Genomic DNA, 23,034 nt, shown 5'->3' with positions numbered 1-23,034 from the left:
TCCGATGGTAACCTAGCCCTCTTTTCCCACGTTCACGGCATCGACGACACCATGGCTCGCATCATCGCTGTCGCCAACCAGAAAGGCGGCGTCGGCAAGACCACCACCGCCGTCAACCTTGCCGCGGCGCTCGCCGCCGCCAAGCGCAAGGTGCTGCTGGTCGACCTCGATCCGCAGGGCAACGCCACCATGGCGTCCGGCGTGGACAAGCGCGTGGCCAAGCCCAACGGCTGCGAGGTGCTGCTGGACGAAGCGCCGATCGAGCGCGCCATCGTCACCACCGAGGCGCATTACGACCTGCTTCCCGGCAACGGCGACCTCACCGCCGCCGAACTGAAGCTGATGGACGCGATCGCCCGCGAGATGCGCCTGAAGGAGCAGCTGGCGAAGGTCGGCGACAAGTACCACACCATCCTGGTCGACTGCCCGCCCACGCTGCATCTGCTCACCCTCAACGCGCTGGCCGCGGCGGACGGGCTGCTGATTCCGGTGCAGTGCGAATACTTCGCGCTGGAGGGTCTTTCGAGCCTGCTCGATACCGTGAAAGCGGTGCGCCAGCGCCTGAATCCGCAGCTGGAGATCGAAGGCCTGCTGCGCACCATGTACGACGTGCGCAACAACCTGGGCAACGAAGTCTCCGCGCAGCTCACTACGCATTTCGGCGACAAGGTGCTGCGCTCGATCATCCCGCGCAACGTGCGCCTGGCCGAGGCGCCCAGCCACGGCCAGCCGATCCATCTCTACGACCGCAGCTCGCGCGGCGCCATCGCCTATATCGGCCTGGCCGGCGAGATCATCCGGCGCGAACGCGGCCTGGCCGCCGGCGCCGCCGCCGAAGCGGCCCCCGCGCCGCACGACGACAGCAGCGAAACGGCGTTCGACGCCGCCGCCGGCATTCACCAGGAGTAAGCATGGCCGCAGCGAAGAAACGAGGCCTCGGACGCGGGCTCGACGCCCTGCTGGGCGGCGGTGACGATACCCCTTCGGTGATCGAGCAGGAAGGCGAGCTGCGCACCCTGCCCATCCAGTACATCCAGCCCGGCAAGTACCAGCCGCGCCGGCACTGGAACGACGAGGCGCTGGACGAACTGGCCGCCTCGATCAAGGCGCAGGGCCTGATCCAGCCGGTGGTGGTGCGCGAGATCGGCAAGAACAGCTACGAGCTGATCGCCGGCGAGCGCCGCTGGCGCGCCGCGCAGCGCGCGCAGCTGAGCGAACTGCCCGCGCTGGTGAAGGACGTGCCCGAGGTGGCCGTGCCGGCGATGGCGCTGATCGAGAACATCCAGCGCCAGGACCTCACCCCGCTGGAAGAAGCCGACGCGCTCAAGCGCCTGATCGACGATTTCGACCTCACCCACCAGCAGGCCGCCGAAGCCGTCGGCCGCTCGCGCGCCGCGGTGTCGAACCTGCTGCGCCTCACCGAGCTGCCCAATTCCATCAAGCGCCTGCTCGACGAAGGCAAGCTGGAAATGGGCCACGCCCGCTGCCTGCTCACCCTGCCCCAGCACGACGCCGAGGGCCTGGCGCTGGAAGCGGCGCGCCACGGCTGGAGCGTGCGCGAGCTGGAAGAAGCCGCCCGCCGCGCGCAGACCGCGCCCAAGGGCAAGGCCAAGAGCGCCGTCGCGCGCGACCCCAACGTCGACGCCCTGGAGCGCGAGCTGGCCGAGCGCTTCGCCACCCGCGTGGAAGTGGCCCACGGCCGCGGCGGCCGCGGCAAGCTGGTGATCCACTACCACAGCAACGACGAGCTGGAAGGGATCCTGGGCAAGATCCGCTGAAACCCGGCGGCGAGGCCCACTGTGGCCTCGCCCCGCGGCCCTGCACGTCCTGGCGCGGCGCCTCGGCTCGCCGCCAAACCCCCTACGCACTAGAATGCGCCCCCGGGGCGCCACGCGCCCTCCTTCCCGCAAGAGCTAAAGGCTGCCTCTCATGCCGCAACTGTCCGTGGTCGTGCCGGTGTTCAACGAGCGCGACAACATCCCGCCGCTGCTCGCCGAAATCGCCGCCGCCTTGCGCGGCAAGGTCGAGTTCGAAGTCGTCTACGTGGACGACGATTCCAGCGACGACAGCGTGGCGGTGCTGGCGGCGGAGAAGGCCAAGTACCCCGAGCTGCGCATCGTGCGCCACCTCACCCGCAGCGGGCAGAGCACCGCGGTGTGGAACGGCGTGCGTGCGGCCCGTTCGCCGTGGATCGCCACGCTCGACGGTGACGGCCAGAACGATCCGGCCGACATCCCCAAGCTGCTCGCCGCGCGCGACCAGGCCCCGCAGGACGTGCGCCTGCTGGCCGGCTGGCGCACCACGCGCCGCGACAGCTTCAACAAGCGCATCTCCTCGAAGATCGCCAACGCGGTGCGCTCGCGCATGCTGCGCGACGCCACACCGGACACCGGCTGCGGCCTGAAGCTGTTCGAGCGCGAAGTGTTCCTGCGCCTGCCCTACTTCGACCACATGCACCGCTACCTGCCGGCCCTGGTCAAGCGCGCCGGCTTCCAGAGCCAGAGCGTGCCGGTCGGCCATCGTCCGCGCACCGCGGGCACGTCCAAGTACGGCATGCTCGACCGCCTGTGGGTGGGCATCGCGGATCTGCGCGGCGTGGCCTGGCTGATGCGCCGGGGCAAGGTCACCCGCGTCGAAGAGTTGTAAGCCTCACGTTCCTTACGTGCGCCCGGACGTGTTCCGCGCGCACGGTCGGCGTATGCTCGTGGACCGGTTCCCTCCGCCCGGGCCACTGCCATGAGCATCGCGATCAAGCGCGTCTACGAGCCCACCGCCAAGAGCGACGGCAAGCGCGTGCTGGTCGATCGCCTGTGGCCGCGCGGCCTGAACAAGGACGAGGCCGCCCTGGACATGTGGGCCAAGGAACTGGCGCCTTCGGTCTCGCTGCGCCGCTGGTTCGGCCACGATCCTTCGCGCTGGGACACCTTCCGCCACCGCTACGCCACCGAGCTGGACGGCAAGACGCGCACCGAGCACTGGCGCGAGCTGGTGCGCGAAGCGGCGCACCGCCGCGTCACCCTGGTCTACGGCGCCAAGGACGAAGAACACAACAATGCGGTGGCGCTGAAGGCGTATCTCGAAGCCTGGCTCAGGGGCCACGGTCCCCATTGAGGCCGGTGTCGCCGATGAAGCGGTGGTGCGGCGGCTTCCATTCGGTCAGCACGGTATGGGCGCGCTCGCGGCCCAGCTCGATCAGTTCGCGCGCCCGGTAGAACTCGTAGGCCATGGAGATATTGCGCGGCAGCTGGATCAGCAGATCCGGCGCATACGCCGCCAGGCGCAGCCGCGCCAGATTGGCCTGCATCAGGTCCATCGACTGCGCCAGCAGGTCGAGCATGCCGGGATCACGCGGACGCGCCGTCTCGCCTTCCTTCGCTTCGCCATGCGGCATCAGCCGGCCGATGAATTCGCCGATGCGGTGGCGGTAGCCGTTCTGCGCTTCCACCGGGTGTTCGTGCGCCACTTCGGGCTTGGCCGCTTCGATCGCGCCGTCCACGCTCACCGCGAACATGTAGTCGGCCGGTTCGCGGATCAGCGGCGTCACCGGCACCGGATTGAGCAGGCCGCCGTCGACCAGCCGCCGGCCGTCCAGCAGCTGCGGGCGGAAGATGGTGGGAATGGCGATGGAGGCGCGGATGGCGTCGAACAGCGAGCCGCGGGTGAGCCAGACCTCGCGCTCGCGATCCAGGTCGGTGGCCACGGCGGTATAGGCCAACGGCAGGTCTTCGATCCGCGCATCGCCGATCAGCTCGCGCAAGGTGCCGATGATGCGCTCGCCCTTGATCAGGCCGCCGCCGGAGAAGGTCCAGTCGACCAGCTTGAGCACGTCCATCTTGGCCAGCGCCGACACCCACTCGCGGTAGGCCTGCAGCTTGCCCATCGCATAGATGCCGCCGATCAGCGCGCCCATCGAGGTGCCGGCGATGGCGACGATCTGGTAGCCGTGGCGCTCGATTTCCTCGATCGCGCCGATATGCGCCAGCCCCTTCGCACCGCCCGCGCCCAGCGCCAGCGCCACGGTGGGTTTGCGCGTGGCTGCGGGTGCGGCGTCGACGGGGAGCGAACTGCTCATGCGGATGCGGCGAAGACGCCCGGCTGCGCCACGTTCAGCGCGGCGCCTGCTGGTAGCCGCCGAGGGCGAGCTGCAGCTGGATCTTCATTTCCTCGCGCAGCGACAGCGGCGCGACCACTTCGGCGTCCGGGCCGTACTTGAGCACGTCCATCAGCAACTCCTTGGAGTTGGAATACGGCACCTGCAGCTCGTAGCGGCCGTCGGGCAGCCACATGCCCTTCTGCTGCGAATGCCAGTGCTCGTCGGCCACCCAGCGCGCCGCATGCTGCGAGAAGCGGATGGTGGCCCAGGCCTTGGGCTTGCCGGCGAAGATGCCGTAGCTGGAGGCCAGCATGTCGTTGAGTTCAGCCTCGGCCACGTCGCGCGCCGGCATGTCCAGCGCCAGCGGCTCGGCGATGCGGTCCACGGCGAAGCTGCGCAGCGCCTCGCGGTCGTGGTCCCACACGTCCAGGTACCAGTTGTCGCGGTAGTGGGTCAGGCGCTGCGGCGAGACGGTGCGCTTGCTGTCGGCGTTGGTGGTGCGCGCGCGGTAGCGGAAGCGCAGCTGCTTCCGCTCCAGCACCGCGCCGGCCACGATGCGGAACACCTGCTGGTCGAGCTTGCGCTCGCCCCAGGCGATCACGCGGATGCGCTCGATCGGCAGCGCCTTGCCGCTGCCCTGGTCGGACAGCAGATGTTCGATGCGCGCCTTGAACGGCGCCAGCGCGCCGGCCAGCACGCCCGGTCCGCTGCGGCCGATCAGCTCGTTGAGCGCCAGCAGCGCGGCGAGTTCGTCCGAGGTGAGCCACAGGCCCGGCAGTTCGAAGCGTTCGCCCTCGCCGGCCGCATAGCGGAAGGCGGCGTGCTCGCCGCCGGCGCTTTCGATCGGGGCGCCCAGGGCGTCGCGCAGGAAGGCCACGTCGCGGTAAAGCGTCGCGCGCGAGCACTCCAGCTCGTCCATCAGGCGGGGGAGCGGTACCGGATAGTGCGCCGACTTCAGCAGCCGGTGCAGGGTGAGAATGCGCTCGTAGCGGTCCATGGCCCAGGAAGGTGACGCGTAGATTCGCCTAGCATGCGCATCGCCCATGGCGGTCGCAAGTACGCAGAGTCTGACATGCGCGGCGCCCATCGCGGCGTGAAATCGCCTAGACTCCGGAAGCTCCCTGGCCCATCCGAGGATGCAGAGCGAGCCGAGATGCCCGGCGACCCCACGTTCCCCCACCGCACATCCATGCAAGACACCGTTGCTGCGCCGTCCCCAAGCCTGCCGAGCAGGGCTTTGCGGGTGCTGGCGAGCAGCGGTTACGGCCTGTGGCTGTTGCTGGGCTCGGCGCTGGCGCTGGGCGTGTATCCGGCCGGGCGCGGCGACGCGCTGGTGCCGCTGGCCCTGGGCGGCGTCCTGGTGAGCTTCGCGCCGCTGGCCGCCATGCTGCGCCTGCCGCGGGTGCCGGACTGGCTGGGCTGGCGCTTCGGTCGCGGCAGCCGGCCCACCGCCAAGGCCATGCTGGCCCTGGCGGCCTACCTGCCTATGCTGGGCGTGGCAGGGCTGGTACGCGGGGACAACCTCTTCTGGGCCACCCGCCTGGCCGCGGCGGCGCTGGCGCTCGGTGCCCTGGCCTGCCTGATCGACGCCTTGTCCGAGGATGCCCAGGAAGGCCGCGCGCGGATCTTCGCCCGCCTGGTCTCGGCCAGCTATGCCGGCGGTCTGTGGCTGTGGCTGTGCCTGGCCGCGCAGGACGGCGACCAGCCGATCCATTCGGTGCCGTGGATCTTCGCGCTGCAGCTGCTGGCGCTGCTGGTCGGCGGGGTGTTCTGGTGGCGCGACGGCGCGGTGCGCTCGCGCGGCTGGCCCGGCCGGCTGCTGTTCCTGGCCCTGGTCTACCTGATTCCCTGCCTGATCGTGCTGGCCCAGCGGCCGGACTCCAGCGGGCTGCTGCTCTTGCTGGCGGCGGTCAGCTGCCTGGTCGGCAAAAGCGTTGAACCTCGTTTATGCGGCAGGCTGTCCAGTCATGATGGTGGCGTTTTCCGCTCCATATGATGGATTTTCGGCGCCATTCGAAACCAATGCCGGCGTATTCACAGCAAGTTCAAGCCGTTCCGCTAAGGTTTCACCCGATTACAATCGTTTAACAAACAAGACGGATCTCTCCCCGATGAGAAAAGCCCTAATCACCAGCGCCTTGCTGGCCAGCCTGGTCAGCCTCACCGCCCACGCCCAGGATGCGGCGCCCCCGGCCGACCCGGCCAGCAACAGCAATCCGGGCGCCAACGGCGGCTGGAGCGGTTCCGGCGAATTCGGCTTCGCTTCCGCGCACGGCAACTCGCGCACCGAAAACGTCAACGCCAAGCTCGGCCTGAACCAGGAAAACGAGCTGTGGAAGAACAACTTCTTCCTCAACGGCATGCGCTCCAAGGGCGAAGTCCAGGTGCAGGACTCGGCCGGCAACACCATCGACCGCTTCAGCACCACCGCCAACCGCTACGACACCGGCGCCTCGGTCGGCTACAAGCTGGACCCGCGCAGCTACATCGTGGGCGCGCTGCGCTACGAGCATGACGACTTCGGCGCCAACATCTGGCAGGGCATCGTGTCGATCGGCTACGGCTACATCGCGCTGAAGACCGACCGCACCGAGCTCTCCTTCGAAGCCGGCCCCGGTTACAAGCGCTATCGCCCGGCCGACCGTACCGTGCAGGTCGACGGCGTGGACGTGAAGCAGCGCCAGGACACGCAGAGCGAAGTGGTCGGCCGCGGCCTGGTCAACTACAAGTACCGCCTCACCGCCAACACCGCGGTGGAAGACACACTGCTGCTGGAAGCGGGTTCGAAGAACCAGTACTACCAGAACGACATCGGCCTCTCGGTCAGCATGACCAAGAAGATGGCGCTGAAGGTGGGCTACCAGGTGCGCTACAACAGCGACGTGCAGCCGGGCACCAAGAACACCGACACGCTGATGACGACCAACCTGGTCTACAACTTCTAAGCCGTCACCCGCGCGCGCTTTCGACGGCCCCGCCTGGCGGGGCCGTTTTTATGTCGGGGTTCCGCTTCAGTGTTCGCCGAGGAAGGCCGAGGCGCCTTGCGCGAACAAGGCCTCGGCCACGCGCCGGCCCAGCGCCTGCGCTTCGTCGCTGCCGCCCTCGGCTTCCGCCCGCAAGAGGCGGCCGCTGGCGACGTCGCCGACCAGGCCGCTCAGGTGCAGGCCGCGTTCGGTGACCACGCACCACGCACCGACCGGCACTGTGCAGCTGCCGCCCAGGGCCTGGTTCATGGCCCGCTCGGCGTCCACCGCGATACGCGTGTGTTCGTCGTCCAGCGCGGCCAGCAAGGCCAAGGTGGCGGGCTGGTCGCTGCGTGCTTCGATGGCGATGGCGGCCTGGCCCGGCGCGGGCAGCCAATCTGGCGCGGCGAGGCGGCCGCGGATGCGCTCGGCGAGACCTAGGCGTTCCAGGCCGGCGCAGGCCAGCAGGATCGCGTCGTAATGGCCGGCATCGAGCTTGCCCAGGCGCGTGCCCACATTGCCGCGCAGGTCCAGCAGGGTCAGGTCCGGGCGCAGCGAGCGCAGCAGCGCCTGGCGCCGCAGCGAGGAAGTACCCACGCGCGCGCCCAGCGGCAGCGCGGCGAGGTCGGCGTAGTCGTTGCTGATGAAGGCGTCAGCCGCATCCGCGCGCGGCAGCACGGCCGGCAGGGTGAAGCCCGGTTCCAGTTCGGCGGGCACATCTTTCAGCGAATGCACCGCCAGGTCCGCGCGCCCTTCCTGCATGGCCACTTCCAGTTCCTTGAGGAACAGGCCCTTGCCGCCGATGGTGGCGAGCGAGCGGTCCTGGATCTCGTCGCCCCGCGTGGTCATCGGCACCAGTTCCACCGCCAGGCCCGGATGCGCGGCGCGCAGTTCTGCCGCCACGTGCTCGGCCTGCCACAGCGCGAGTGCGCTCTTGCGGGTGGCGATGCGCAGGATCGATGGCGTCATAGGAGATTTCTTAGTTCCGGGCGGAAGGGGCGCCATTGTCGCGTAAACCGCGCCCGTCCCGCAGTCCGCGTCCTGTGCCGCGTCGCCGCAGCCGGCCTCAGCCCATGCGCAGCAGCTTGCGCACCGCCGGCAGGTTGCGCCGGCTCACTTCGGGGGTGAGTTCGGTGCCGCCCAGCCGCGCCAGCACGCGGCCGTCGGCCAGGGTCTTCAGGCCGAGCAGGCGCTGCGGCGGCACCAGGCAGTTGCGGTGCAGGCGGATCAGCTGGTCCGGATAGGCCTCTTCCAGCTGGCGCAGCGATTCCTCCAGCAGCAGCTGGCCGCCGCGGTGCTGCACCACCACGTATTTCTCCTCGGCCAGCAGGCACACCACTTCGTCCAGCGCGATGCGCACCTGTTCGCCGCGCAGGCGGCCGAACAGGTAGCTGGTCTCGCGTGGCAGCGCGGCCAGCCGCTGGCGCGCGCGCTGCAGCGCTTCGCGCAGGCGTTCCAGCCTTACGGGTTTGAGCAGGTAATCCACCGCGCCCAGTTCGAAGGCCTGCAGCGCGTGGTTCTCGTAGGCCGTGCAGAACACCACCTGCGGACGTTCCTTGCCGGCCAGGCGGCTGGCCAGGGTGACGCCGTCGAGGCCGGGCATGTTGATGTCCAGCAGCAGCAGGTCCGGCTGGGTCTCGGCGATGGCGGCCAGCGCGGCGTCGCCGTCGCCGACGCTGCCGGCGATTTCCACCGCCTCGCCGCATTCGTCCAGCAGCGCGGCAAGGCGGGCCCGCGCCAGCGGTTCGTCATCGGCGATCAGTACGCGCATCGTTGTCTTCCGGTAGCAGCAGGCGCACCACGAAGCGCCCGCCCAGCGGGCCGGCGCTCACTTCCGCGCGCGGGCCGTAGCGGTGGGCCACGCGCTGGCGCACATTCGCCAGGCCATGGCCGTTGCCGCCGCTGGCGGGCGTGTCGGGCAAGGGGTTGTCGATTTCGATTTCGATCGCACGCTGCAGCCGCCGCCCGCGCAGGATCACCTCGCCGCCTTCGCGCAGCGGCTGGATGCCGTGGCGCACGGCGTTCTCCACCAGCGGCTGCAGCAGCAGATGCGGCAACGGAAACGCGCCGGGCAGGCCGTCCAGTTCGCGCCGGATGCGCAGGCGCGGCCCCAGCCGCAGCTGCTCGATGGCGAGGTAGCGCTCGATCAGGCCGAGTTCCTCGTCCAGTGTGCCGTCGCGCGTGTCGTGCCGGCCCAGCGCGGCGCGGAACAGCTCGGAGAGGTCTTCCACCGTGCGTTCGGCGGCGCGCGGATCGACGCGGATCAGCGCGGCTACCGTATTCATGCTGTTGAACAGGAAGTGCGGCCGGATGCGCGCCTGCAGCGCTTCCACCTGGGCCTGCGCCACCGCGGCCAGGCGCGCCTGCCACTGCGCCAGCACGTAGAAGTAGCGCAGCATCGCGGCGCCGAGCAGGGCCGCGATGGCGCTGTTGTCGCGCACGAATTCGAAGGCGTCGTCGCCGCGGATCAGGCCCATGTGCAGCGCGCCGTCCATCCATGCGGCCAGCACGCTGGTCAGCGCCACGATCAGCAGCATGACCAGCCACACCGCCGCATACGGCAGCAGGCCGTGCAGTTTTTCCAGCGCGGGGCGCAGCTTGCATAGCGCCACGCCGGTGAGCATGGCGATCCACTCGGCGAACAGCATGCCCACGCTGTAGCCGCGCCAGCCGCGGCTGCTTTCCGGCGCCAGCAGCATCACGGTGACGGTGAGCGCGGCCACCACCAGCAGCGCGAACAGCGCCGGCGCGCTGCAGAAATCCGGCAGCGGGCTCGGTTCGAGACCGGCCTGGGCGAGGCGTTTGGCGGCGGGCTGGCGCATGGGCGCACAGTATGCCCAAGCGCATCGGCCGCGGCCGTGTCCTGGCGCGCGCTCAGCCCGTGAGGCGCTTCGTCATCCAGGCGCGCAGGTGGGCGATCTCCTCGGCGCAGACCGAATGCGGCATCGCATAGGTATGCCATTCCACCGGATAGCCCAGGCCCTGCAGCACGTCGCGCGACTGCACGCCGCGGGTCAGCGGCACGATCGGGTCGGCGGTGCCGTGGCCCCAGAAGATAGGTGTGGCGGCATTGGCCGTGCTGCGCTCGGCTTCGAACGAGGACTGCATCGGCAGATACGTGGACAGCGCCACGATGCCGGCCAGCCGGCGCGGATGGCGCAGGCCGCCGGCCAGCGCGATGGCGCCGCCCTGCGAGAAGCCGGCCAGCACGATGCGCTCGTCCGGCACGCCGCGTTCGTTCTCGCGCGCGATCAGCTTCTGCACCGCCTCGATCGAGGCGCGCATGCCGGTTTCGTCCTGGCGCGAGGTGAGGTCGACGCCGGCGATGTCGTACCAGGCGCGCATCGGCATGCCGCCGTTCAAGGTCACCGGGCGCACCGGCGCATGCGGAAACACGAAGCGCAGGCCAGGCCATTCCTGCGCCACCAGCTCGGGCACGATCGGTTCGAAGTCATGGCCGTCCGCGCCCAGGCCGTGCAGCCAGATCACGCTATGGGTCAGCCGGGTGGCGGTTTCGTGCTCGACGGTAGGCAGGGACATGCAGGGGGCTTACGCAGGGGGGAGGGGGCGGGGCGGTCCGGATGGCCGGGGAGCCATCAAACGCACGATGCACGCAATCGCTTACGCGAAGCGGACGCGATGGCCAGCGCACGCAAAACCGCACGCCGCGGGTGGGGATGCGGGCGGTGCGGCTGACGCATGGTGCCTCCTGGCGGCGCGGGTGGGGCTCGGCTGCAGCAGCCTAGTTGCGCCTTCACCTGCCGGATACAGGACCCATGGCGCTTGCGGGCGGTGCCGTCTTGGTTATGCTCCGGCGTTTTTGCAGTGGAGCGCGCCCATGCGCCGGATGCTTCTCGCGGCCCTCGCCGCCCTGGCGGCCAGCCCCGCCCTGTTCGCCGACACGCCGGCCGCCAGCCCCGCGGGCACGCTCGACCTCGAAACCATCATGGCCAGCCCGGACTGGATCGGCGCCGCGGTGGAAGCGCCGTACTGGAGCGTCGACGGACGCAGCCTGTACTACTCGCTCAAGCGCGACGGCAGCAAGCTGCGCGACCGCTACCGCATCGACGTGGCCAGCGGCCGCAGCGAAAAGCTGGGGCCGGAAGCGCTGGCGCAGGCCGATGGCCCGGCGGTGTTCGACCGCCAGCACAAGCAGGCGGCGTTCGTGCTGCACGGCGACGTGTTCCTGGTGGAGGCCGGCACCGGCAAGCGCGTGCAGGTTACCCGCACGCCGGAGACCGAAACCTCGCCGCGCTTTTCCAGCGATGGCCGCAGCCTGCAGTACCGCCAGGGCAAGCAGTGGTTCGTCTATGACATCGCCGCCGGCGTCGCGTCGTCCGCGGCCGTGCTCAACGTGGGCGAGGATCCGCGCGGCAAGCAGCCCGACGCGCTGGGCCGCGACCAACTGCGCCTGTTCAAGGCGCTGCGCGCGGCCAAGGCCGACAAGGATGCCGCGCGCGCTAACGAGGAAACGCTCGCCGCCGCCGATCCCGGCCGCGCGCCCCGCCCGATCTGGCTGGGCGACGTGGGCGAGCTGGTCGATGCCGAGCTGTCGCCGGACGGACGCTGGATGCTGGTGGTCACCCAGCCCAAGGACGCCGGCGGTAAGACGCCGGAACTCACCCATTACGTGACCGAATCCGGCTACGCCGAGCAGCAGTCCACGCGTACTTACGTGGGCCGCCGCGATCCGGTCTCGCAGTCGCTGCTGCTGGTCGACCTGCGCGCGCGCAAGAGCTATCCGCTGGATGCCGGCGTGCTGCCGGGCATCAAGGACGACCCGCTGAAGGACTTGCGCGCCAAGGCGATCGCCGACTTGAACAAGGCCGGCCGCAGCGACGAGGCCAAGGCGCTGAAGGCGCCGGAGCAGCGCGCCGTGCGCATCATTTCCGACGCGGACGACGGCGGTGGCGGCGGCATCGCGTGGAGCGACGATGGCGGCAACCTCGCCATCCAGCTGCGCGCGATCGACAACAAGGACCGCTGGATCGCCAGCGTCGATTTCGACAAGCACGCGCTGGTGAACCAGCACCGCCTCACCGACCGCGCCTGGATCAACTGGAACTTCAACGATTTCGGCTGGCTCAAGGACGGCCGCACGCTGTGGTATCTGAGCGAGGAAACCGGCTATTCGCAGCTGTACGCCAAGAGCCTCGGCGGCAAGGCGCATGCGCTGACGAGCGGCAAGTTCGAACTCAGCCATCCGGTACTGAGCGAGGACGGCCAGTGGTTCTATCTGCGCAGCAATGAGGCCGCGCCGTACAGCTACGACGTGTACCGCCTGCCGGCGCAGGGCGGCCAGCTGGCGCGGCTCACCCGGTACCAGGGCATGGACGATTTCGTGCTCTCGCCCGACGGCCGCCAGCTGGCGGTGCTGCATTCGGCGCCTTACGTGCTGCCGCAGCTGGCGGTGCAGGACAGCGCCGGCGGCGCGCCGCGCGAACTGACCCAGACCATGAAGCCGGCCTTCGCGCAGCGTGCGTGGATCGCGCCGAAGATCGTGGGCGTGGCTTCGTCGCATGGCGCAGGCACCGTCTGGGCGAAGTACTACGGGCCGGCCGATGAGGCCGCGGCGGCGTCGAAGCCGGCGGTGATCTTCGTGCACGGCGCGGGTTATCTGCAGAACGTCACGCTGAGCTGGTCCAACTATTTCCGCGAGCAGATGTTCCACAACCTGCTGGTGCAGCAGGGCTACGTGGTGCTGGACATGGATTACCGCGCGTCCGAGGGCTACGGCCGCGACTGGCGCGATGCGATCTACCGGCAGATGGGCCATCCGGAGCTGGAAGACCTGCTCGACGGCAAGGCCTGGCTGGTCAAGGAGCACGGCGTGGATCCGCGCCGCGTGGGCATCTACGGCGGCAGCTACGGCGGCTTCATGACCTTGATGGCGCTGCTGCGCGCGCCGGGCGAGTTCGCCGCGGGCGCGGCGCTGCGGCCGGTGAGCGACTGGTCCAGCTACAACCACGAATACACCTCGAATATCCTCAACGATCCGCAGCTGGATCCGGAGGCCTACACGGCCAGCTCGCCGATCGAATACGCCGACAAGCTGCAGGATGCGCTGCTGATCCAGCATGGGCTGGTGGACGACAACGTGCTGGCCAGCGATTCGATCCGGCTGTACCAGCGCTTCATCGAACTGCACAAGCGCAACTTCTGGATGTCGCTGTATCCGATGGAGCGGCACGGCTTCGTGCAGCCGGATTCCTGGTACGACGAGTACCGCCGGATCGACGAACTTTTCGACACCTACGTCAAGCCGGCGCGAACGCAGGAAACTGCGGCGGGGCGCTGATCGGGGCGTTCATGTGGCAGTCGGGCCGGACCCTGTTTTTGGCCTGACTGCTCACATATTCATCACGGATTTCACTGATAGAGTGCCGCGGTTCGCGCCAAGGACCTACAGGAAGGGCCGTTATGCTGAGTGCACGTAGTCTGTTTCGGGCAGGCCTGTTCGCCGCCCTGGCGGTTTCCACCTCGGCCATGGCCCGCCAGTTCCCGGCCACCGGCCTGGGTCAGTCCTGGCCCAACGCCACCGACGTCAGCTCCAGCCCGCGCTGGCACGTCTACGTCTTCATCAAGGACGGCGTGCGCTACATCCAGGTCAACGACCTCAACGGCAAGGTGCGCGGCGCCTTCGCCGCCGCCAACGGCCAGTTCCTGGTGCTGCCGATCGGCTCGGATGCCGAAACCGTCTCGGCCGGCCCGAACGCCTCGGCGCTGACCACCGCCGCCACCGGCCAGACCGGCGAAACGGTGTACCGCGACAACGATGTGCGCGTGACCGTCCAGCCGCTCGCCAACGGCCATTCGGCCTTCGCCGCCGACAGCACCACCTGCAGCGACCCGGTGGAGTGCAGCACCCACGTCCAGTAAGCGACGGGATCAGCGGACACAAAGTCAGCGGACAAACAAAAAGGGCGCGCCTTCCGGCGCGCCCTTTTTCATGTCGCTTGGTGTGGCTTATTCCGGGTTGTGCAGGATCAGGCTGATGCGGCTGCCATGGGCGACGCGGCGCTCGCGCACCTGGCCCTCGAACAGCGCGACCTGGTCGCGGATCGCTTCCAGCCCGGTGCTGGTGGTGGCCAGGCCTTGCATCAGCTCGCCCCAGCGCACGGCGCGGGCGGCCACTTCGTCGCGCAGGCCGTCGATGCGCATCACCACCCAGCGGCGGCCGTCGAACGCACCGCCGCGCAGGCGCACGTGGATGCCGCTGATGTCGCGGTCGCCGCACAGGCTGCCGGCGATCTCGCCGATGGTCCGGTACAGCACCAGGTGGATACCGGGCGAGAGCTGGCTCAGGCCACGGCCTTCGATATCGCAGGTGTAGCGCACGCCGGCCGCTTCCAGGGTGCGGGCCACGGCGCCTTCGCGCAGCGCGGCCGGCAGCCCGCGCTGGCGCCAGCTGACCGGGTGGAGGTTGTCGGCCAGGCGGAACAGCTGGTCCTGGTTCAACGCCGTCTGCAGGCGGTACTGGCGTTCTTCGGACGTGGGCACGGTGTAGCGCAGGCGCTCCAGCATCAGATTGCTGGTCTGCTGGATGCTGCCGCGCACCTGCTCGATCGCCATGGCGGTCTGGCGCATGCGCAGTTCGCCGAGGAACAGCGTGCGCTGCGCGAGGGCCAGGGTCTGGCGTGCGTCGAGGCGCTCCTGCAGGTCGCGCCGGTTGAGCACCGAGATGCGCGCGCCGAACATCATCATGGTGGAGATGGTGAAGGCGATCAGCACTTCCGCCTGCATGGTGCCCGGATCGAACGCCGCCGGCATGGTGAACACCACCGCCGTGCTGGCCATGGTTCCGCCGATGGCGACGCCGTACCAGCCATGGCGCAGGGCCAGGAACACCACGGGAATGAACATGCTCATGCGCGCTACCTGGCGCGCCTGCTCGCCCATGCCGCCGCCACCGATCCAGGCCAGCAGCATCAGCACCGGCAGCAGGCCGAGCGCGCTTTCCAGGAACAGGCGGCTGTCCATCAGGCGCGTCCAGCGATCATGCGCGGAGGTGAGCTGCCACACCTCGCGGATCATCAGCGCCAGCGGCGCCACGGTCAGTACGCCGAGGTAGTTGCCGATCAGCCAGCGGCCGGCCAGCAGCGGGTAATCCATGGGCGGGTAGCCGGCCGGCTTGATCGACACCGAGACGGCGGCAAGGTTGGCCAGCGTCCACACCAGCGAGCAGGCGAGCGCGCACAGCAGCAGGATGCTGATGCGCACATGGTGGCGACCCTGGAACAGCTGCCAGCGCTCGCGGCACAGATGCACCACCGGCATGGCCAGCGCGATCGGCGGCACCATCATGATGGCCGACCAGGTGCCGCCGAAATCGTCCATGCACAGCCACGCGGTGTAGCCGAGCGGACCCAGCTCGCCTACGGCAAGCGCGGGCCAGTAGCGCCGCGGCACCAGCAGCAGGACGGTCAGGCGATAACCGGCGAACAGTACCCAATACGAAAAAGAGACCTGGCGCAGCAATACGAAACCCAAGGCGTAAAGCAGCGCCGCCGCTCCATGGCGTAGCAGAGGATTCTCCACAGCTCTCGATTGCATCCCGGCTCCCCTGAGCTTGTTAGAGCGATCGGCTTCGACAAATGTGAAGGCGGCCGCCTGCGGATACAGCAAATTATCGAATGGGACAGCGGTAGCCGTGAAACCATAGTGAAGGATTCCACATGGCCGGTAACGTTAACGGACGCCGCGTGGATGGCCTTAAGTTCCGCTTTCCCCTCAAGCTCCGGAACGCGACCCTCCCGTCCGCCGGAACGACGCCCGTTTGTACTGCGGGCGGCCGCGACTTATCGCCGATCTCGTCGCAAATGGACAGTCGAAGCGGCGCCAAGGATAGGACGTTCCCGTTCACTTACGTGAAACTTTCAGCCTTTATGCCGCTACGGCGGGCCGGGGCCTCGTGCCACAATGCCCGCTCCGGTCGACCTCCCCGCCTTCGATGACCATCCCCAAAGACGCATACCGGCGCTTCCAGGAAGAGCTCGCCGCGCTCGATCAGCAGCAGGAAGCGGATGCAGGCAAGCCCAGCGGCGCCACGCGCATGGCCCGCGCGCGCGAGGAATTCCTCGAGCTGCGCAAGCGCTACGATCTCTCGGTGGCCGACGTGGTGGCGTTCTTTCCCGAACCGGACGGCATCGGCTACATCCAGGGGCTGATCGCGGCCAGGGACGCCAAGCCCAAACGCGGCCGCAAGCCGAAAAGCGCGTCCTGAAGGCCGTTCAGGCGATCACCGCCTGCGGATCGAAATAGCGCCCGGGCGACAGCCCGAAGCTGCGCCGGAACATCGCCACGAACGCACTGACGCTGGCATAGCCCAGCGCATCGGCCACGCTGGCCACCGCCTCGCCCGACGCCAAGCGCTCCAGCGCGCGGGCCAGCCGCGCCTGCTGGCGCCACTGCGCGAAGCTGCTGCCGGTTTCGTAGCGGAACAGGCGCGTCACCGTGCGTGGAGAAAGCCCCGCCCAGTCGGCCCATTCCTCCAGCGTGCGCACGTCGTCCGGGTGTTCGAGCACCGCGTGGGCGATGCGCAGCAGGCGGCGGTCGCTGGGCAGCACCAGGTGCAGCGGTTCTTCCGGGGCGCGGCGCATTTCGTCCATCAGCACGGCCAGCAGGCGCTCCTGTTCCTCCACCAGCGGCTGCATCGGCGACCAGGTGGCCGCGCGCAGCACCAGGGCGCGCATCAGCTCGTTGCCGTTGAGCACGCAGGTGCGCCCGGGCAGCCCGGCCGAGGCGTTGGGGGCGACGTAGACGCCCCAGCCCTGGGTGGCCTCGGCCACCCGCACGGTGTGCAGCTCGCCCGGCGGCAGCCAGCCCACGCGGTGCGGCGGCAGGGTCCAGGCGCCGTAGGCGGTGCGTACGCTGATCAGGCCTTTTTCCAGGTAGAAGAACTGGCCGCGCACGTGGCTGTGCCAGTCCGATTCCACGGTGTGGAAGGCCTTGTTCTTGCCCTCGCCGTTGAGCACGTAGGCGATCAGGTCGGGGCCTTCGGCGCTTTCCAGCCAATGGAAATGTTCGATGGAGCCGTGCGGGGTGTCGGACATGGCGATATATCGAATGACCGGTTCTAGATACAAATTGTCCCTCTGACGATATCAGGCCATTAAGGCCTCCGCCTAGGCTTATGTACTGCGCCTACCCCGGGCGCGACGTCCCCTTGCCACGCGCGGTCACGCCCAAGCCTCCGCGGACGTCCTACTAAAAACTTCCTGAAGGAGACTGGCATGTCAGCCCAAGACTCGCCGTCCATTCCGATGGACGCTGCCGAGGTTCTGACCCGTTTCGTGGTCAGCGCCCAATTGATGCTCGACCCGCTTACCCCCGAAAGCCTGCGCCGCCAGGTGGAGCCGAAACTGCTGGACGCCTTGCCGACTCTGCAGGCGCTGGGGGTGTTCGACCTGTTCGCCATCCGCGACCCGGCTCTGGCCGCCATGGTCGCCGACGAGCTGGCGGCGCGCCGTGCGCAGGTCCCGTCGCGGCCGCGGCCGCTGGCGGCGGCCTGAATATTTGCGGAGGCAGAATATGCTTGTCACATATTTGCCTTGACAAATATTTGAGCGGCAATAGAATGCGCGGCTATGAATCCGTCAAACCCCCCCATGCAGGAAAGCATCGGCATGCTGCTGGCCGCTGTGCGTACGGAAATCGTCCGCGCCATGGAGGCCGAACTGGCCGCCCGGGGCATCGAGCTGCGCTTCACCCAGTTCCTGATCCTCAAGCGGCTGTCCGCGCTGGGACCGATGACGGCGGGGGAACTGGCCCGCTCGATCGAACTGGACGGCGGCGCCATGACCCGCCAGCTCGACCAGCTCGAAGGCAAGGGCTACCTGCGCCGCCGCCCGCATGAGCAAGACCGGCGGGCCCTGCGCATCGAGCTGACCGACGAAGGCCAGGCGATGACGCAGGAACTCATCAACTGCAACGACCGCGTCGTGAAAGCCGCCCAGGTGTCGCTGGACGAGACCGAGCGGCAGCAGTTGCGCGACTACCTCACGCGCGTGCTGCACGCACTGCGCGACAGGCACTGATCCACCACTTCACTTTTGGACTTACGACCATGCGTCTGCACATTACGGCGGCGGCGATCGGACTGAGCCTGGCTTTAGCCGGCTGCGTCAGCAGCGGCGGCCTGCATCCGTCCGGCACGCTCGCCCAAGCCTCCTCGCTCAAGAGCGAGCGCAGCCTCCAGGGCATCGAGGTCTCGCCGGCGGCCTGGCCGCAGCAGGACTGGTGGAGCGCCCTGGGCGACAGCCAGCTCGATGCGCTGATCGGCGAAGCGCTGCGCGATAACCCCAGCCTGGCCGCCGCCGATGCGCGCGCCCAGCAGGCCCAGGCCTCGGTCGGCGCGGCCGATGCCTCACGCGGCCCCACGGTGAACGCGGGCGCCAGCATCGCCGGCGCCCGCCTGCCGGACGGGCTGATCGCGCCGGAAGGCCATTTCGCCTGGGCCAAGTACGGCTATGCCAGCTTCAACTGGGGCCTGGACCTGTGGGGCGGCAAGCGCGCCGCCTGGGAAGCCGCGCTGGGCGAGGCCCGCGCCGCCGAGATCGACCGCCAGGCCGCGCGCATCCAGCTGTCCACCAATGTGGCCCGCGCCTACACCCAGCTCGGCTACGCCTACGCGCAGCAGGACGTGGCGAAGGCAGAGCTCGAGCGCGCCAACCGCGCCCGCGACCTCACCCGCCAGCGCGTCAGCGCCGGCATCGACAACCAGCTGCAGCTCAAGCAGGCCGATACCGAAGTCGCTTCCGCCGAACAGCAGCAGGCCGCGGCCGACCGTTCCATCGATTCGGCGCGCTCGGCCCTGTCGGTGCTGCTGGGCAAGGGTCCGGACCGCGGCCTGGACATCCAGCGCCCGCAGGCCCTGAAGCCCGCCGCCCTGCTGGTGCCTGGCAACCTGCCGGTGGACCTGATCGGCCACCGCGCCGACCTGGTCGCCGCGCGCTGGCGCGTCGAGGCAGCCGGCAAGGACATCAAGGTCGCCAAGAGCGAGTTCATGCCCAACGTCAGCATCGGCGCCATGGCCGGCCTGCTGAACCTGGGCGGCGGCAATCTCTTCAGCCTGCGCAACCGCTTCTACGAGCTGGCGCCGTCGATCAGCCTGCCGATCTTCGACGGCGGCCGCCTGCGCGCCAATCTCGCCGGCAAGGACGCGCAGTACGACCTGGCGGTGGCGCAGTACAACCAGACCCTGGTCGCCGCCACCAATGAAGTGTCCGACGACTACAACGCGCTGCAGTCCGCGCAGCGCCAGATCGACGCGCAGCAGCGCGCGCTCGACGCCGCCACCCAGGCCTGGCAGCTCTCCGACCAGCGCTACAAGGCCGGCATCGGCAACTACCTGGAGGCACTGATCGTGCGCCAGCAGCTGTTGCAGGCGCAGCAGCGCATGGCCGCGCTGCAGTCGCAGCAGGTCGATCTTTCGGTGCAGCTGATCCAGGCGCTCGGCGGCGGCTTCCGTCCGCAGGGCGAGGCGCATGACGTCGCCTCCGCGCCGGCTTCCGCCGCTTCTTCTTCCTCCGTTTCCGCACGCTCTCTCTGAAGGCTTTTCGCCATGTCTAGCCAAACTCCGCTCGCGGCCGACAACGCCGCTCCCCAGCCCCCGAAGAACCGCCGCGGCCTGCTGCTGCGCCTGCTCGGCGTGGCCGTGATCCTTGCCGCCGCCGGCTGGACCGCGTGGTACTTCCTCGACGGCCGCTGGTACGAAGGCACCGACGACGCCTACGTCAACGGCAACGTGGTGCAGATCACCCCGCAGGTGCCCGGCACCGTGGTCACCATCGGCGCCGACGACGGCGACCTGGTGCACGCCGGCGACGTGCTGGTGAAGCTCGATCCGAGCAATACCGAAGTCGCCCTGGCCGAAGCCAAGGCCAGCCTGGCCAGCACCGTGCGCCACGTGCGCGGCCTGTACAGCAATGTCTCCGGCGCGCAGGCCGACGTGGCCGCGCGCAAGGTGGCGGTGGACAAGGCGCGCGCCGACTTCAACCGCCGCCGCGACCTGGCCAAGTCCGGCGCCATCTCGGCCGAGGAGCTGTCGCACGTACAGGACACCCTCACCACTGCCGAGAGCGGCCTGATCACCGCGCAGCAGCAGCTGGAAACCAGCAAGGTGCTGGTCGACGACACCGTGGTCGCCTCGCATCCGGACGTGCAGGCCGCCGCCGCCAAGCTGCGCGCGGCTTACCTGGACAACCTGCGCACCACCATCGTGGCGCCGGTCGACGGCTACGTCGCCAAGCGTTCGGTGCAGCTGGGCCAGCGCGTCGCCACCGGTGCGCCGCTGATGGCGGTGGTGCCGCTGCACCAGGTGTGGATCGACGCCAACTTCAAGGAAACCCAGCTCACCCACATGCGCATCGGCCAGCCGGTGGAGATCCGCGCCGACGTGTACGGCGGCAAGGTCACCTACAAGGCGCATGTGCAGAGCCTCGGCGTGGGCACGGGCAGCGCGTTCTCGCTGCTGCCGGCGCAGAACGCCACCGGCAACTGGATCAAGATCGTGCAGCGCGTGCCGGTGCGCGTGTTCTTCGACGATCCGAAGCAGCTCGACGAACACCCGCTGCGCATCGGCCTGTCCACCGACGTGGAAGTGAACCTGCACGACCAGACCGGCCCGATGCTGGCCAGGCAGGCGCCGACCCAGCCGGCCTTCAACACCGACGTCTACGCCAAACAGATGGCCGAAGCCGACAGCGCGATCGGCCAGATCATCCACGCCAACATGGCCGGCCAGAAGTAAGCCGCCCGCGGCGGGTTTCCTCGCGGGAACCCGCCGCTGCCGGCCTTCTCTCCCCCACGCCCTCCGGCACGCCTATTCCATGAGCACACAATTCCGTCCCCCCAACATGGCGCTGACCACGGTCGGCCTGTCGTTGGCGACCTTCATGCAGGTGCTGGACACCACCATCGCCAACGTGTCGCTGCCGACCATCGCCGGCAACCTTGGCGTGAGCGTGAACCAGAGCACCTGGGTGATCACCTCGTTCGCGGTGAGCATGGCGATTTCGCTGCCGCTCACCGGCTTCCTCACCCGCCGCTTCGGCGAGGTGAAGATGTTCATCTGGTCCACCCTGCTGTTCTCGCTGGCCTCGTTCCTGTGCGGCATCGCGCAGAGCATGGGCATGCTGATCCTGTTCCGCGCCATCCAGGGCGCGGTGGCCGGGCCGATGTATCCGGTGACGCAGGCCCTGCTGATCTCGATCTATCCACCGGCCAAGCGCGGCATGGCGCTGGCCTTGCTGGCGATGGTGACGGTGGTGGCGCCGATTGCCGGCCCGATCCTGGGCGGCTGGATCACCGACAACTATTCCTGGCCATGGATTTTCTTCATCAACGTGCCGATCGGCATCTTCGCCAGCTTCGTCATCGGCGCGCAGATGAAGGAGCGCAAGGATGTGACCACGCGGCCGAAGATGGACTACGTCGGCCTGATCACGCTGATCATTGGCGTGGGCGCGCTGCAGATCGTGCTGGACAAGGGCAACGACGAGGACTGGTTCAATTCCACCTTCATCGTGGTCACCAGCATCATCGCGGCGCTGGGCGTGGCGGTGTTCCTGATCTGGGAGCTCACCGACAAGGAACCGATCGTCGACCTGCGCCTGTTCCGCCACCGCAACTTCCGCATGGGCACGCTCTCGCTGGTGCTGGCCTATGCGGCGTTCTTCGCGATCGGCCTGCTGGTGCCGCAGTGGATGCAGCGCAACCTGGGCTACACGTCGACGTGGGCGGGCTTCGCCAGCGCACCGCTGGGCATCCTGCCGGTGCTGCTGACCTTCGTGGTGGGCAAGTACTCCACGCGCTTCGACCTGCGCCTGGTGGCCTCGATCTCGTTCCTGGTGATGGGCACCACCAGCTTCCTGCGCTCGGATTTCTTCCTGGACATCGACTTCATGCACATCGCCGGCGTGCAGTTGCTGCAGGGCCTGGGCGTGGCGCTGTTCTTCATGCCGGTGACCACTATCCTGCTGTCCGACCTGCAACCGCACGAGATCGCCGCGGGCGGCGGCCTGGCCACCTTCCTGCGCACCCTGGGGGCGAGCTTCTCGGCCTCGCTGACCACGTTCATGTGGGACCGTCGCGCGGTGGTGCACCACGCCCACCTGAGCGAGCACATCACGCCCTACGACCCCACCGCGACGCAGGCGCTGGGCCAGCTGGGCGGGGGCGACCCGCAGACGGCGGCGGCCATAGTCAACCAGATGATCACCCAGCAGGCTTACCAGATCTCCTTCAACGAGGTGTTCCACGTGCTGGGCTGGATCTTCGTCAGCCTGGTGGTGGTGGTCTGGATGACCAAACCGCCGTTCACGGCCAAGGCCGGACCCGCCGCGGGCGGGGGGCACTGACCGGTCCGGAGAAAAAAACAACGGCCCCGTTCGGGGCCGTTGCAATTTTCGGGGGTGAAAGCGTCTTACAGATCGAAGCCCACGCCTACCAGCGCCATGGTCTCGCCACGGTTAGGACCGTGCGTGCCGCCGTTGGAGATGTGGCGGATCTGGAAGCTGAGGTATTTGCCTTGCCAACCCACCGTATTCACGAATTCGCCCACGCTGCTGAGCGCCATCGTGCGGCCCGTCTGCACGGCGCCCTGCAGGCTGTAGAAGAAGCCGTGGTACCAGTCGCTGTCGCTGCCGTAGCGCAGGCGGGCGCCGCCGGCCACGAGCCAGACGTCGTCGCCGGTCTCGTAGCGGTTGCCCTGGTAGCGGGACAGGTTGCGGCCGCCGATCCAGCCCACCGAGACGTCCGGCGCCCACGTGAAACGGGTGCTGCCGATCGGGTGGGCGTCAAAAGTAGCTTCCACGAACGCCGCATGGGTGCCGTGGGAATCCATGTAGCTGCGGCCGCCCTGGAGTTCCAGGTGGGTCGCGGCCGCAGCGGCCGACGTAGCGCCGGCCAGAGCCAACGCAAGAGCGCTAAGAAAAACCTTGTTCAAACGCATGGGGGTGCCTTTTGGGGGACAGTTCT

At 68.7% G+C, this 23,034-nt stretch carries 23 protein-coding genes; 14 read left to right on the top strand and 9 right to left on the bottom strand.

Going from position 1 to position 23,034, the window contains the following annotated elements:
• Positions 1 to 51: 51 nt before the first annotated feature.
• The 4 genes from KK141_RS16900 (at position 52) to KK141_RS16885 (ending at position 3,111) form a co-directional block, all read left to right on the top strand.
• A complete protein-coding gene (locus KK141_RS16900) occupies positions 52 to 909 on the top strand; it encodes a ParA family protein (protein ID WP_214571154.1) in 858 nt (285 codons plus the stop codon).
• A 2-nt stretch (positions 910 to 911) separates the two neighbouring features.
• Complete coding sequence (locus KK141_RS16895) at positions 912 to 1,778, top strand: ParB/RepB/Spo0J family partition protein (RefSeq protein WP_214571153.1); 867 nt, start codon at positions 912 to 914, stop codon at positions 1,776 to 1,778.
• A 151-nt stretch (positions 1,779 to 1,929) separates the two neighbouring features.
• The gene (locus tag KK141_RS16890; RefSeq protein ID WP_167252921.1) at positions 1,930 to 2,646 is read left to right on the top strand and encodes a glycosyltransferase; all 717 of its coding nucleotides are present in this window, start codon (positions 1,930 to 1,932) and stop codon (positions 2,644 to 2,646) included.
• Positions 2,647 to 2,736: 90 nt separating this feature from the next.
• Positions 2,737 to 3,111, top strand: a complete 375-nt coding sequence (locus KK141_RS16885; RefSeq protein ID WP_214571152.1) for a DUF488 family protein — start codon at positions 2,737 to 2,739, stop codon at positions 3,109 to 3,111.
• On the opposite strand, the gene KK141_RS16880 is transcribed toward KK141_RS16885, so the two are convergent.
• Together KK141_RS16880 and KK141_RS16875 are read right to left on the bottom strand one after the other, a co-directional pair.
• Positions 3,089 to 4,072, bottom strand: coding sequence for a patatin-like phospholipase family protein (locus KK141_RS16880; protein ID WP_214571151.1), 984 nt, complete (start codon positions 4,070 to 4,072; stop codon positions 3,089 to 3,091). The genes KK141_RS16885 and KK141_RS16880 overlap by 23 nt on opposite strands.
• Before the next feature lie 34 nt (positions 4,073 to 4,106).
• Complete coding sequence (locus KK141_RS16875; RefSeq protein WP_214571150.1) at positions 4,107 to 5,090, bottom strand: YafY family protein; 984 nt, start codon at positions 5,088 to 5,090, stop codon at positions 4,107 to 4,109.
• Between the two features lie 192 nt (positions 5,091 to 5,282).
• Here KK141_RS16875 and KK141_RS16870 point away from each other — a divergent pair, with 192 nt between their 5' ends.
• Positions 5,283 to 6,089: a hypothetical protein gene (locus tag KK141_RS16870; RefSeq protein WP_214571149.1), complete on the top strand. Its 807-nt coding sequence runs from the start codon at positions 5,283 to 5,285 to the stop codon at positions 6,087 to 6,089.
• Positions 6,090 to 6,204: 115 nt separating this feature from the next.
• Complete coding sequence (locus KK141_RS16865; protein WP_214571148.1) at positions 6,205 to 7,038, top strand: DUF481 domain-containing protein; 834 nt, start codon at positions 6,205 to 6,207, stop codon at positions 7,036 to 7,038.
• A 66-nt stretch (positions 7,039 to 7,104) separates the two neighbouring features.
• Here the strand turns inward: KK141_RS16865 and hemC are convergent, their stop codons facing one another.
• The 4 genes from hemC to KK141_RS16845 form a co-directional block, all read right to left on the bottom strand.
• Positions 7,105 to 8,025: a hydroxymethylbilane synthase gene (gene hemC, locus KK141_RS16860; RefSeq protein ID WP_214571147.1), complete on the bottom strand. Its 921-nt coding sequence runs from the start codon at positions 8,023 to 8,025 to the stop codon at positions 7,105 to 7,107.
• A 97-nt stretch (positions 8,026 to 8,122) separates the two neighbouring features.
• Entirely contained in the window at positions 8,123 to 8,827 is a 705-nt protein-coding gene (locus KK141_RS16855) for a LytTR family DNA-binding domain-containing protein (protein ID WP_167252928.1), read from the bottom strand.
• Entirely contained in the window at positions 8,805 to 9,878 is a 1,074-nt protein-coding gene (locus KK141_RS16850) for a histidine kinase (protein ID WP_214571146.1), read from the bottom strand. The genes KK141_RS16855 and KK141_RS16850 overlap by 23 nt, the downstream gene beginning before the upstream one ends.
• 52 nt (positions 9,879 to 9,930) lie before the next feature.
• Complete coding sequence (locus KK141_RS16845) at positions 9,931 to 10,596, bottom strand: alpha/beta fold hydrolase (RefSeq protein WP_214571145.1); 666 nt, start codon at positions 10,594 to 10,596, stop codon at positions 9,931 to 9,933.
• A gap of 298 nt (positions 10,597 to 10,894) precedes the next feature.
• On the opposite strand from KK141_RS16845, the gene KK141_RS16840 reads away from it, so the two are divergent.
• Together KK141_RS16840 and KK141_RS16835 are read left to right on the top strand one after the other, a co-directional pair.
• Positions 10,895 to 13,354, top strand: a complete 2,460-nt coding sequence (locus KK141_RS16840; RefSeq protein WP_214571144.1) for a prolyl oligopeptidase family serine peptidase — start codon at positions 10,895 to 10,897, stop codon at positions 13,352 to 13,354.
• A 122-nt stretch (positions 13,355 to 13,476) separates the two neighbouring features.
• Complete coding sequence (locus tag KK141_RS16835) at positions 13,477 to 13,935, top strand: hypothetical protein (protein WP_168648786.1); 459 nt, start codon at positions 13,477 to 13,479, stop codon at positions 13,933 to 13,935.
• 87 nt (positions 13,936 to 14,022) lie between these two features.
• Here the strand turns inward: KK141_RS16835 and KK141_RS16830 are convergent, their stop codons facing one another.
• Complete coding sequence (locus KK141_RS16830) at positions 14,023 to 15,609, bottom strand: MASE1 domain-containing protein (protein WP_214571143.1); 1,587 nt, start codon at positions 15,607 to 15,609, stop codon at positions 14,023 to 14,025.
• A 397-nt stretch (positions 15,610 to 16,006) separates the two neighbouring features.
• On the opposite strand from KK141_RS16830, the gene KK141_RS16825 reads away from it, so the two are divergent.
• Positions 16,007 to 16,279 (top strand): 2-hydroxyacyl-CoA dehydratase, encoded by a 273-nt coding sequence (locus KK141_RS16825; protein ID WP_214571142.1) that lies wholly within the window; start codon positions 16,007 to 16,009, stop codon positions 16,277 to 16,279.
• 7 nt (positions 16,280 to 16,286) lie between these two features.
• Here the strand turns inward: KK141_RS16825 and KK141_RS16820 are convergent, their stop codons facing one another.
• The gene (locus KK141_RS16820; protein WP_214571141.1) at positions 16,287 to 17,108 is read right to left on the bottom strand and encodes a helix-turn-helix transcriptional regulator; all 822 of its coding nucleotides are present in this window, start codon (positions 17,106 to 17,108) and stop codon (positions 16,287 to 16,289) included.
• 180 nt (positions 17,109 to 17,288) lie between these two features.
• Between KK141_RS16820 and KK141_RS16815 the strand changes: the two genes are divergently transcribed.
• The 5 genes from KK141_RS16815 to KK141_RS16795 all read left to right on the top strand — a co-directional run bounded on the left by KK141_RS16815 (position 17,289) and on the right by KK141_RS16795 (position 22,415).
• Positions 17,289 to 17,567: a hypothetical protein gene (locus KK141_RS16815; RefSeq protein WP_214571140.1), complete on the top strand. Its 279-nt coding sequence runs from the start codon at positions 17,289 to 17,291 to the stop codon at positions 17,565 to 17,567.
• A gap of 96 nt (positions 17,568 to 17,663) precedes the next feature.
• On the top strand, positions 17,664 to 18,092 hold the full coding sequence (locus KK141_RS16810; RefSeq protein ID WP_250901828.1) for a MarR family transcriptional regulator: 429 nt from the start codon (positions 17,664 to 17,666) through the stop codon (positions 18,090 to 18,092).
• A 29-nt stretch (positions 18,093 to 18,121) separates the two neighbouring features.
• Positions 18,122 to 19,606 (top strand): efflux transporter outer membrane subunit, encoded by a 1,485-nt coding sequence (locus KK141_RS16805; protein WP_214571139.1) that lies wholly within the window; start codon positions 18,122 to 18,124, stop codon positions 19,604 to 19,606.
• A 12-nt stretch (positions 19,607 to 19,618) separates the two neighbouring features.
• Positions 19,619 to 20,806, top strand: coding sequence for an HlyD family efflux transporter periplasmic adaptor subunit (locus KK141_RS16800; RefSeq protein WP_214571138.1), 1,188 nt, complete (start codon positions 19,619 to 19,621; stop codon positions 20,804 to 20,806).
• Positions 20,807 to 20,885: 79 nt separating this feature from the next.
• Entirely contained in the window at positions 20,886 to 22,415 is a 1,530-nt protein-coding gene (locus KK141_RS16795; RefSeq protein WP_214571137.1) for a DHA2 family efflux MFS transporter permease subunit, read from the top strand.
• A gap of 65 nt (positions 22,416 to 22,480) precedes the next feature.
• Here the strand turns inward: KK141_RS16795 and KK141_RS16790 are convergent, their stop codons facing one another.
• Positions 22,481 to 23,008: a lipid A 3-O-deacylase gene (locus KK141_RS16790; protein WP_214571136.1), complete on the bottom strand. Its 528-nt coding sequence runs from the start codon at positions 23,006 to 23,008 to the stop codon at positions 22,481 to 22,483.
• Positions 23,009 to 23,034 lie beyond the last annotated feature (26 nt).

It is taken from the genome of Dyella sp. LX-66, assembly GCF_018599165.1.
In the GTDB taxonomy this organism is placed as follows: domain Bacteria; phylum Pseudomonadota; class Gammaproteobacteria; order Xanthomonadales; family Rhodanobacteraceae; genus Dyella_D; species Dyella_D marensis.
The sequence above is the reverse complement of the archived record's forward strand: the minus strand, read 5'-3'. Positions and strand labels throughout refer to the sequence as shown.